This window comes from Paramixta manurensis (genome assembly GCF_013285385.1).
Taxonomy (GTDB): domain Bacteria; phylum Pseudomonadota; class Gammaproteobacteria; order Enterobacterales; family Enterobacteriaceae; genus Paramixta; species Paramixta manurensis.
The window spans coordinates 78,544-88,619 of sequence record NZ_CP054213.1; the positions used below are offsets into that span (position 1 = coordinate 78,544).

Below are 10,076 nucleotides of genomic sequence, written 5' to 3' on the forward strand. Positions count from 1 at the left end.
GATACCCCGCCGCCTCCGTTGTTCAGCCGCCAAAATGCGCCACGTTGTTCATGATCCAGTCCGGCCCTGCCACCTCACAGCCCCCGTCTTCATCCTCCTCACCCCACTCCAGCTCCGCGCTTTGCACCAGCGTCCGGTCGCCGCCTTCATACGTCGCGCGACCGCAGAAGCTGCCGCCCGCTTCGGCGTACCAGTGTTCGATGCTGACACCGTAGCGGCTGCTCATCGCGCTCAGCACGGCTTCGGCGGGCGGCGACCAGGGCGTGTCAAAATCCACTGTCACCGACACCGCGTCCTGAAACGCGATATCCACAAACGCCTGTGGCCATTTGACGCCGTAATGGCTGACGTACCAGCTGTACCCTGACGGCACGCCGTCCAGCAGGCCGCCGTTGAAGCCGTTAATTTCGACATCGAGGCGCGTCGGGAGCAGCAGTTGCATGTCCAGCAGGGGTGCCCGCCGGGTGTATCCTTCGCCCCGGCAGAGCCGGTTCCAGCTCTCCTCCGTCCCGTTGATGCAGAATGCGCCAGACCAGTCGTGGCGCTTTTGCTCCCACAGCGCGCGGATGTATTCCTGCTGCACGCCCGTCAGGGTGTCCCACGTGCGTCCGCTGATACCGCTGGCCAGCCACAGCTCATGCAGCGTGGCGCACGCCGCTTCCGTGAGTGCCGTCTGGTCGTTAAGCAGCTGCAGCCACTGCGTAAACGCGCGGTTTTGCGGCGTGTCATCCCCCGGCCCCTCTCCGGTCAGTGCCGGGTACGGGGCATAGCCTGTTGCGCTGACGGGGCGCAGCAGCCCCGCGCAGCCGGCCATCAACAACTGGATCCCCTCCGCCTCCGCCCGCGCATACGCCGGATACCCTTCATCGTTCAGCAGCTGCTTCACGCGCGCTATTTCGTTTTCCTGACCGCGTATCAGCAGCCGGTTCGCACACCAGTTCGGCATGTTCGTCTCCTCAGTTGATGGTTGCACGGCGTCCTGCGCCGTGCCGACACAACAGACGGGCGTAAAGCAAAGCAGGCCAGGGATTCAGCGCAGGCCGCACGCGCCGCCGGAGCGGACTGAATGTCCCGCGCACGGTGGGGAACGGGCGAGCATGAACCCTTGACGGCGAAGCGGCCCGGCTACCGTGAAGGCACGGCGCAGCAAAACGGGCGGAGGCTTCTTCCACCGGGTGGAAACGGGAGATGGCGGGTTTTATGGCGCCGGGCGGAGCAATGGCGCCGGTCAGATGAGGAGCAACGCGACATCGCTTTAGCGTGAACGCGCGGGCTTATTCCGGCCGGACTTTCACCCGGACGAAAACAGGCGACTATCCTTACAGTAATCACCGGAGGAGACAGACCATGTGCGGACGGTTTACCCAGTACGGCACGCGTGAAGATTATCTGTCATACATTCATGCAGACCCGGCTCAGCGGGACATCCCTTACGATCCGGAACCGGTCAGCCGGTACAATGTGGCGCCCGGGACAAAGGTGCTGATACTGAGCGAACGTAACCGGCGTCTGCACCTCGATGCCGTTCACTGGGGATACGCCCCGCCGTGGTGGCATAAACCCCCGCTCATCAATGCAAGAGTTGAAACGGCCGCGTCAGGGAAGATGTTCCGGGCACTGTGGCAACACGGTCGCGCGATAGTCTTTGCGGATGGCTGGTATGAATGGAAACGTGAGGGGAATGGCAAACAGCCCTTTTTTATACACCGCCAGGATGGCCAGCCGCTTTGTATGGCGGCAATCGGCAGCACGCCATTTGAGCGGGACGACGAAAACGGGGGCTTTGTTGTGGTGACGGCACCTGCCGGTCAGGGGCTGATCGATATCCACGACCGTCGCCCGCTGGTGCTGCCCCCGGCGGCCGCGCTTACCTGGCTGCGGCAGGATACCCCGGCGGATCAGGCTGAAGAGATTGCGAAACGGGAAAGCGTTCCCGCGGAATGCTTTCGCTGGCATCCGGTCAGCCGGGCGGTGGGCAACGTTAAAAACCAGGGTGAAGATCTTATCCGGCCGCTCTGATTCTGGCCGCCGCCCGCACTCAGAAGCTGTCGAAATATTTTTCGACGTCTTCCGGGTCGTGTTCCGGACTGATTAAGGCGGCTTCGACAGAAGAAAGCAGGTTGCCGGAGGCGCTGTCAGTTTTATCCCGGAAACTAAGCCGGCCGTCACTGTCCATGACCAGGTTTAACAGGACGTGGTTAACATAGAAACGAAATGCCGCGGAGGAGTGACTGGCGACCAGGCGGCCGTCTTCCGAATAAGAGTCATGCCACACTGCCAGCCGGTACTGCGTCTCAAGCTTTTCCGACACATCAACACACTCTCCTCCCTGATATTCTTCCTCTTCATAGTTAACGGCGGGATGATTTGCTGCATCCCACGCCAGCAGGCGGGCGCCACGTTCGGTGGCGTCCAGGCAACCCAGGATACGGATTGTTTCGCTATCGCCGTGTTGATATCTGATGATAATGGCTTTCATGACATGCTCCCTTCATACGTTTAGTCATCCTTTCCGGCGCCGCCGGCCGCCTGTATTTTCCGGCCTGTCGCAGGTATGTTTATAGCGCGCTCACTGTCTGTCGCGGGCAGCGAGCGCTTTGAGCTCCAGAGGTGGTTACCGTAGACAATCCAGCCCTCTTTACACCAGAGACTGACTTTACTGTCCGCGACCCCCATGGCCTGCGCGAACTCGCGCTGGCTTGCGTAATGTTTATCGATATACGTTTTTAAATCTGTGGTTTCTGTTTCAAACTGCTTAACGAAATGGTCTTTCTGCCCCAGCTTTTTGAGTTCACGCATCGTAACCACGATCAGCTCTCCGGCAATCTCTGCGGTGACAAGCCCGCCCGGTCCGTTATGATCGGCGTTCTCATCTTCCAGCATGGCGACCGCTTTCTCACTGGCACGGTACGTCACCCCCTCTTCTTCGTGAGAAGGTTTAGCAATCCATTCCGCTATCAGCCCGAACGCGATGCGCCGCCCGGAGATTTTAATGCCGGATTTCGCTGCTTCAGCACGGACAGGATCGCCGGCCAGCTCAGCCGCCTCCTGTTCAGCAAATAACGCCGCCATTTTTTCACCGTAGACGGCAATGAGGATATCTTTTGCGGTGCGACCGCTGAGCATGGATACGGCCAGCGCCGCCTTCTGCTTTGCGGTTGGCTTGCTGTATCCCGTCATGCCACTGATGGTACGACAAATATCCGCCGCCTTGCTGTCACCGTTACTGGCGGCAAAGGCAAGCATTTCAGGCTCCGTTGCCCAGTTTTTAATAAATTCGAAGTCACCGTTCCCGGAGCGTTTGCGGAATTCGTTCAGCGAATCCAGGGCGAATTCATAATGCATGGTTTATATCCCGTGTGGTACCTGACTTACCTTTAGTTTAACGAAAAACGGTAAACAAGCAATTTTTACATCAAAATAATTATCGAAAAACGGTAAATTCCGGAATAAGCCGTGATATACCGGTGAACACTGGCAGGCTGAGGCAAACGAAGGAATGCGGTGGAAGAGGAGTGAACGACGCGAAAACGGGATGAAGTGCGTACCGCACCTGACGGAAAATGAGCATCATCACTGACGTGACTGAACAACGGCAGCAGAGTCGCCGCCGTTGTGTACTGTTTCAGTCTGCCTGTACGGCAGTCAATGACCAGAGCATGAGTGCTTAATATTTTTCTAAGCTGCCTGTCCGGCAGTGTACGAGTGGTTCTTAGACCGGAGTTTCTTAGCTGCCTGTACGGCAGAGTGGCCACTATAAAATCCCGCCGGTCGCGTGTCAATTTCCCCCGCTCAGCCTGCGGCACGCCTCACCGTTACCGCGGTGATTGTCATCCGGCTGGCATAACGAGCCCCCGGATACGGAGTCGCCAGGTCATTATTGCCTGAAAAGAGAAAAGGTAACGCTCGCCGCAGCGCCTGGCTGAGGCGTACCGCAGCGCAGCGAGGAACGAACATCCAGGCCGAGGAAGCGTCATTTCACCGCTGCCGGCAAAGTCCGCTTACACCCTCCCCTCACAGAAATTATTTTAAAAAAAATTATTAGCTGGCTCAGCAGGATAAGTTTTACCGGTCACTGACCAGTCCTTCCTCCCCTTGTCATGCCGGTTTTACTCAATAATACTGTATATCGATACAGTATTAAGCGAGAGCGTATTAGCATGGCAGAGTCACAGAAATTAACGCCGGTGTCAGGCAGGGAGAACGGCACAATGAAACAGCCTGTTTCCACTTCCCGGATGATTATGCTCAGCCCCGCTGAACGCCCTTCAGCCCTGCGTATTCCGCTTTTCGCAGACCGCTGCGCGGCCGGCTTCCCTTCACCGGCTCAGGATTACGTCGAGGCCGAACTGGACCTGAACGAACTGTGCATTACCCGGCGCGCGGCCACTTTTTTTGTCCGGGCCAGCGGCAGCAGCATGGAAGAGCTGGGTCTGTACGATGGCGATGTCATGATCGTCGATCGCGCAGAACAGGCCGCCCAGGGTGACATCGTGATCGCTGAGGTCAGCGGGGAGTTCACCGTGAAACGCCTTCAGCTGCATCCGCAGGTTGCGCTGCTGCCGATGAACCCGGCGTATCCCGTCATTTATCCGGAGGAACTGCAGCTGCTTGGCGTGGTCACCTGGTTTTTTCACAGCACCCGGGCGCGGAGGTAGTCATGCCGATGTTTGGTCTGGCCGATGTCAACACCTTTTATGCGTCCTGTGAGGCTCTTTTCAGGCCCGATCTGCGCGGGAAGCCTGTCGTGGTCCTCTCAAACAATGACGGCTGCGTGATCGCCCGCAGCCAGGCCGCAAAGGCCCTGGGCATAAAAATGGGGGTGCCCTGGTTTCAGATAAAAACACAGGATTTTCCGGCAAAGGTGCATGTCTTCAGTTCCAACTATGCGCTGTACCATTCGTTATCACAGAGAGTGATGTCGGCGCTTGAAGAAATGACGCCGAAGGTTGAGCAATACTCCATTGACGAGATGTTCCTGAACCTGACCGGCATTGATGGCTGCGAGGATTTTGAGCATTTTGGCCGGCGCCTGCGCGCCCACGTGCTGGCCACCACGGGCCTGACCATCGGCGTAGGCAGTGGCCCCAGCAAAACGCTGGCGAAATCAGCACAATGGGCCTCAAAAGAATGGCCCCAGTTTAAAGGCGTGCTGGCGCTGACATCTGACAATCCGAAGCGGACAGAGGCGCTGTTGATGCGACAGCCGGTAGAGGAAATATGGGGCGTCGGGCGCCGTATCGGAAAAAAACTCAACCTGCTCGGGATCACGAACGCACTGGAGCTGGCGCGCACGCATCCGGCATTCATCCGGAAGAATTTTTCGGTGGTGCTTGAACGAACGGTCCGCGAGCTTAACGGTGAGTCGTGCATTCCTCTGGAGGAGATGCCGCCGACAAAACAACAGATAGTCTGCAGCCGCAGTTTCGGCTCCCGCATCACAACGAAACTGGCCATGCAGCAGGCACTCTGCCAGTACGCCACGCGCGCAGCTGAGAAGCTGCGTGGCGAACGCCAGTACTGCAGGCACATCAGCGTGTTTGTCCGGACCTCGCCGCATACGGCCGGCGAGACCTTTTACAGCAACACGGCAGGGGAAAAACTCACTCTCCCCACTCAGGATACCCGGGACATTATCGGCGTGGCCATGCGCGCGCTTGACCGCATCTGGCTGGATGGCCACCGGTATATGAAAGCGGGCATCATGCTCGGTGACTTTACGCCGTACGGCGTCAGTCAGCTGAACCTGTTCGATGAAGATCGTCCCCGGAAAAACAGCGCTAAGCTGATGAAAGTTCTGGACGGGATAAACCAGTCGGGGCTGGGTTCGGTCTGGTTTGCGGGTCAGGGAATTGATACGGAGTGGAAAATGAAGCGGGACATGCTGTCACCGGCATGGACAACACGCTGGAGCGATATACCGGTTGCCCGTGTAATATGATCCAGCGCGCTTAGCGGATGACCTGACGAACGTCATTCAGATTTCATGTCACCCGGGCTGAACCGGTGAGAGCCGGTTTTCATATGTAACTCATCGATAACCACAATCCTGTCGCCTGCAGGAGAGACAACATTGAGGCTTAGGTCAGTCGCACCGCGTAAATCTTCCACGTTCTGTACTACAGAGGCCACAGTCATCACTGACGGGCAGTAAAAGAACGGGTGATTAATCCCGTCCACTACAGGTACGGCCGGAAAGAAAATGGATGCCGTCGGCTCGCCGATAATATCCCGGATACGCGCCAGTTTTTCATCCGTCAGCGAGGCCGCAAATGCCTGTTGCCTTTCCCCGCTCAGCTCCTTCACGCTGATCGTGACTTCCACCTTGTTGGCCGGTTTGGCCGGACGTAATTTAGACAGGTCCCGCAGGTCTTCCTGCAGCGTTTTGTCCATCAACTCAACAGACATGAGTTTACCTGCTTCAATCCCGAGCCGGTATTCTACCCAGTAAATCAGCTTTCCATCGCACTCTTTGACTGACGTGTAAATATCTACTGTGCCCGTATACGGCACAGGTACGGCAGCCTCCGAACCGGCCCCGGCTTTACTCAAATTCTGATAGAGCTGCCCGTTAAAGATACAGTATTCTTCCATACCGTATTCCATATCCAGGTCTTTGGTCTGGAAATACCGGCCATTGTGGCTGCGGTCAAATCCCGGGTGCGTGATGTTAATTGGCAGAATATTGCTGAAGCTGCTCATGGTGTCTACCTTGATTATAAAGTCTCAGACTGTCGTGACGTGATGCGTTCAAGTTCATTAGAAATTTAAAATTTAGCCTCAGCGCTGTTGCTTATCTTTTTTCCAAGTTTCCTGTGCAAGGAAACCAGACCGGGTAACAAAACATGCCCAGATAAACTGAAGCAGGATTTTCACTGGTTCACTGTCGGTTAACCCCAACAGCAGAGGAACAATGAAGATCATGCTGAAAAGGAAGCCCCACTCAGCCGTGCTTTTTCTGTCTTTACCTGATAACTTTTTTAGCCCCAAGAAACCTGATACATATAAAGTCAATTTATTCATCATCAACCCTTCTTGTGTGTACACATGCCTCCCATAGGGGCCTTAACACTGAATTAGTAGATAGAGAACGGCAGGAGAAGAACGAATTTATCCGGTCTTCAGCGCTGCCGTGTGGCATCGAAACAACGTGCCGGTCTCAGTCGTTGTTTTTCTTTTATCCCCTGGAAGGAACGTTTTCACCCAATCAGTCCAACTGTAACCTTACCGGAATATAGTCACTAGGCATTACTGGCGATTTCACGATGAAATTCATCATAAAAAACATTTAAATTCAATCATATAAGTCAAAAAACTGACTGGCGAAAATTTTGTTTTTTTACTATATATCACTGAAAGTATCCCTATAATTTAAAGGATCGAACTTGGCGATTTCATCGTGAAATTCCACATACAGTAACTTTAAAATCAGACAGTTAGCTTTGAAATTTTAATGGCGAACCAGAGCCGAACACATTTCTATAAAATCAGTTCAAGTGCTTTTTCAATACACCTGCTATTGCTGTATCCAGCTCTGACTGGAGTTCGCGAGACAGGCGATTAAACTCATACGTGAACATCCGCCCCTTTTCACGCTTCCTGGCAAATTGATCTTTATTCTGAAACGACCACAGCGATGAAACGAGAGCTCTGTCTTTAGATTCTTGCGTAAGCAGTCTTAATTCACGGCTGATAATTTGCATAAACCGATGTTTAATTTCATCGTCAGCCAGTGAAGAGTCTGCCTGTACAGTTTGTAGCTCGGGTTGAATATTTTTAAGAAGATCATCAAGGCTCTGGTTTTTGTTTGTTAAAGTTTCCTCGATGCCATTTAAGGTTTTGTAATCAGAGAATGATAGTTCTGCCTGGATCGGGAAGACCGACACAAGTTCATTTGATACGCTAGCAGCCTGAAGTGCTCTCGTAACCTTAGCTTGTGATAACCCCTCTAACTGGGCAATCTCTTTCTGGTTATAACCTGCGGCTTTTAAAGACTGTAATCTCAGCCCTATTTCTCGTAAGTTGTGTTCAAGTGCTGTCTGGATATCACGCGCCAGTTGCCGGGCTTCTTCTGTAGTCAAGGCGCTTTTAGTTACGAGAACTTTTAATGGGGCATTAACCAGAATGGCGGACGCACGCCGTCTTGAGCCATCTATGATCTCAATTTTATTTTCAGGTCGTTCAATGCCAATACAGGGAAAAAACTGCTGAAATTTAATAGTCTTAGTTATGTTCTTTAACGATTCAGGTGTCAGGGCCAGCTGATCACGGCCATTTGTTTCCTGTACGACGAATGTTTTTTCTTCAACTTCTTCGGCCGGAATAATAACTTGCTTAAAATAGACCTTTCTCCCGGAAGATAATAAGAAAAGCTGAGCCTCACTTTCATCACCTTCAGTTCTATTTTTGGGTGCTTCAAACGTTCTGCCTATTGTTTTCCTCATTTCATACCTCAATTCGCACGAATAAATTCAATTCTATCAAAAACAGCTTTAGCAAAATCCTCTGCTGCCGTTTTGGCATTTTTTAATGCCTCGCTGCTTCCGACATAGGTTGAAGGGTCAGCAGATATGACCGTATCAAATGATTCTCCGCTCCGCTCAAAACCATCAGCGCGAGGTAAAACCGCATCAAGCATGTCACCTCCGAAAATTTCTTTCGCAAGACTGTGGGTTATTTTGTGATCAGCTTTATTGGCCAGTTTGGTCATAAAACCAATGTTGCCAAGCAGTGACAGCTTTTGATTTCCGGAAGATTCAATCAATTCGATGAGTTCAGGAAGCCGGGTTAGATATTTGAGCGTCGAATGAAACTCTACTTGTGCGGGAGGAACTGGAGTCATCAAAAGGTCTGCAGCAGCGATAGCATTTTTAAGAAATGCATCAAGATGTGGTCCGCTGTCCACAAGAATGAAGTCGTAATCGTGTTTCAGTTTTTCAATGACGTTTTCTTTTAAAATAAAATTAACGTTTTGGCCGGGCAGGTACTCTTCGCATAATGCATCCCAATTTGATGCAATAAATGCATCATCTATTGATGCTGGCATTACATCAACCCCGGGAACGACTGAGGGAACAATGAAATCAGTCAACAGCTCTTCTCTGCTGACGTTTTGTAGAAGTGCCTGTGCTGAGGTTTCTTCTACGATGCCAATGGCCTTCTGATAGTTGAGAAACATCGTGGCTGATGCCTGTGGGTCAAAATCAATCACCAGTATTCTCAGATCCTCAAACAGTAAATGAGGATGTGCCCTGAGAGCATGAGCAAGTGAGACAGTTGAAACCGTTTTTGAAGCTCCACCTTTGAGATTGCCGATATAAACAGTAAACGCAGACGCGTATCTGTCTCTGTATTTCGGTACTCCACGATGTGCGTAAATATCAACGATGTTTTGGATTGACATCGCGTACTTTAATGTTGAACCAGCAGGGCGCTTGTCGAAAATGTAACCGCCCGCTTCCATTTCTGAGACAGCATAATCAACATTTGCACGCGTCAGTTTAGGAAGTTTGGAGAGCGCTGCTTTAGCATATACCTGGTAAAAATCATTTTTTTGTAATTCATCTTTTTGTGTCTGAATCTGATCGGTCAGTGAAGCAAGCATTTTCTCTGAACGCTGTGCTACTTTATTGAGCTGCGTGGTATTAGTCATGACAGTTTCCAATTATGTAGAAATTCAACTCAAAAACGATAATCCTACATAAAATCGTAAATGTAAACATGTTTATATATTTTTAACCTGCAACGCTCGCCGCAGTTCGGACAAGCTTTGCTTGTCTGAACGAGGAAGCGTAATTTCTTCGATGCCTGGGTATTCGACGGTCACTCGAATGCAAAACTTGTGCTGTTTCCCATACAAGCAGTGAAGACCGAAGCTGATGTGTAGCTATTTCCCATACTCCTGATGCTGAATACTTTAGCTGTTTCCCATGCTGTCGTTTGCCTGACTGCGTTTATTAACAGGCTTTTTTTTTAAATCTTTTTTTAAATTTTAATCTTTTTTCTTTTTTTTAAAACGCTCTGAAGTCAGAGCCAGAGCGGCCTCAGAGGGCATTCATATGGGAGATAGCTAAAGT

10 protein-coding genes are annotated in these 10,076 nt (G+C 52.0%); 3 read left to right on the plus strand and 7 right to left on the minus strand.

Annotated features, from left to right (window positions below):
• Positions 1 to 22 precede the first annotated feature (22 nt).
• Complete coding sequence (locus tag PMPD1_RS22580; RefSeq protein WP_173636399.1) at positions 23 to 946, minus strand: DUF1281 domain-containing protein; 924 nt, start codon at positions 944 to 946, stop codon at positions 23 to 25.
• A gap of 401 nt (positions 947 to 1,347) precedes the next feature.
• Between PMPD1_RS22580 and PMPD1_RS22585 the strand changes: the two genes are divergently transcribed.
• Positions 1,348 to 2,019 (plus strand): SOS response-associated peptidase family protein, encoded by a 672-nt coding sequence (locus PMPD1_RS22585; RefSeq protein ID WP_173636400.1) that lies wholly within the window; start codon positions 1,348 to 1,350, stop codon positions 2,017 to 2,019.
• A gap of 19 nt (positions 2,020 to 2,038) precedes the next feature.
• Here the strand turns inward: PMPD1_RS22585 and PMPD1_RS22590 are convergent, their stop codons facing one another.
• On the minus strand, positions 2,039 to 2,479 hold the full coding sequence (locus PMPD1_RS22590; RefSeq protein WP_173636401.1) for a hypothetical protein: 441 nt from the start codon (positions 2,477 to 2,479) through the stop codon (positions 2,039 to 2,041).
• Between the two features lie 20 nt (positions 2,480 to 2,499).
• The gene (locus PMPD1_RS22595) at positions 2,500 to 3,345 is read right to left on the minus strand and encodes a hypothetical protein (RefSeq protein WP_173636402.1); all 846 of its coding nucleotides are present in this window, start codon (positions 3,343 to 3,345) and stop codon (positions 2,500 to 2,502) included.
• An 893-nt stretch (positions 3,346 to 4,238) separates the two neighbouring features.
• On the opposite strand from PMPD1_RS22595, the gene umuD reads away from it, so the two are divergent.
• Together umuD and umuC are read left to right on the plus strand one after the other, a co-directional pair.
• Positions 4,239 to 4,658, plus strand: coding sequence for a translesion error-prone DNA polymerase V autoproteolytic subunit (gene umuD, locus PMPD1_RS22600; RefSeq protein WP_173636409.1), 420 nt, complete (start codon positions 4,239 to 4,241; stop codon positions 4,656 to 4,658).
• 8 nt (positions 4,659 to 4,666) lie between these two features.
• Positions 4,667 to 5,941 (plus strand): translesion error-prone DNA polymerase V subunit UmuC, encoded by a 1,275-nt coding sequence (gene umuC / locus PMPD1_RS22605; protein ID WP_173636410.1) that lies wholly within the window; start codon positions 4,667 to 4,669, stop codon positions 5,939 to 5,941.
• Positions 5,942 to 5,973: 32 nt separating this feature from the next.
• Here umuC and PMPD1_RS22610 read toward each other — a convergent pair whose 3' ends face one another.
• From PMPD1_RS22610 to PMPD1_RS22625, 4 genes are all read right to left on the minus strand, one after another.
• The gene (locus tag PMPD1_RS22610; protein ID WP_173636403.1) at positions 5,974 to 6,702 is read right to left on the minus strand and encodes a hypothetical protein; all 729 of its coding nucleotides are present in this window, start codon (positions 6,700 to 6,702) and stop codon (positions 5,974 to 5,976) included.
• A gap of 78 nt (positions 6,703 to 6,780) precedes the next feature.
• Positions 6,781 to 7,026 (minus strand): hypothetical protein, encoded by a 246-nt coding sequence (locus tag PMPD1_RS22615; RefSeq protein WP_354292950.1) that lies wholly within the window; start codon positions 7,024 to 7,026, stop codon positions 6,781 to 6,783.
• A gap of 461 nt (positions 7,027 to 7,487) precedes the next feature.
• The gene (locus PMPD1_RS22620; protein ID WP_435529747.1) at positions 7,488 to 8,456 is read right to left on the minus strand and encodes a ParB family protein; all 969 of its coding nucleotides are present in this window, start codon (positions 8,454 to 8,456) and stop codon (positions 7,488 to 7,490) included.
• Positions 8,453 to 9,652, minus strand: a complete 1,200-nt coding sequence (locus tag PMPD1_RS22625; protein ID WP_173636405.1) for an AAA family ATPase — start codon at positions 9,650 to 9,652, stop codon at positions 8,453 to 8,455. Before PMPD1_RS22625 ends, PMPD1_RS22620 begins: the two co-directional genes overlap by 4 nt.
• Positions 9,653 to 10,076 lie beyond the last annotated feature (424 nt).

What these genes read in the sequence shown, in the direction of transcription:
- PMPD1_RS22580 (WP_173636399.1), bottom strand. Translation starts at nt 946, where the DNA reads ATGCCGAACTGGTGTGCGAACCGGCTGCTGATACGCGGTCAGGAAAAC.
- PMPD1_RS22625 (WP_173636405.1), bottom strand. Translation starts at nt 9,652, where the DNA reads ATGACTAATACCACGCAGCTCAATAAAGTAGCACAGCGTTCAGAGAAA.
- PMPD1_RS22595 (WP_173636402.1), bottom strand. Translation starts at nt 3,345, where the DNA reads ATGCATTATGAATTCGCCCTGGATTCGCTGAACGAATTCCGCAAACGC.
- PMPD1_RS22590 (WP_173636401.1), bottom strand. Translation starts at nt 2,479, where the DNA reads ATGAAAGCCATTATCATCAGATATCAACACGGCGATAGCGAAACAATC.
- PMPD1_RS22615 (WP_354292950.1), bottom strand. Translation starts at nt 7,026, where the DNA reads ATGATGAATAAATTGACTTTATATGTATCAGGTTTCTTGGGGCTAAAA.
- PMPD1_RS22610 (WP_173636403.1), bottom strand. Translation starts at nt 6,702, where the DNA reads ATGAGCAGCTTCAGCAATATTCTGCCAATTAACATCACGCACCCGGGA.
- umuC (WP_173636410.1), top strand. Translation starts at nt 4,667, where the DNA reads ATGTTTGGTCTGGCCGATGTCAACACCTTTTATGCGTCCTGTGAGGCT.
- PMPD1_RS22585 (WP_173636400.1), top strand. Translation starts at nt 1,348, where the DNA reads ATGTGCGGACGGTTTACCCAGTACGGCACGCGTGAAGATTATCTGTCA.
- umuD (WP_173636409.1), top strand. Translation starts at nt 4,239, where the DNA reads ATGATTATGCTCAGCCCCGCTGAACGCCCTTCAGCCCTGCGTATTCCG.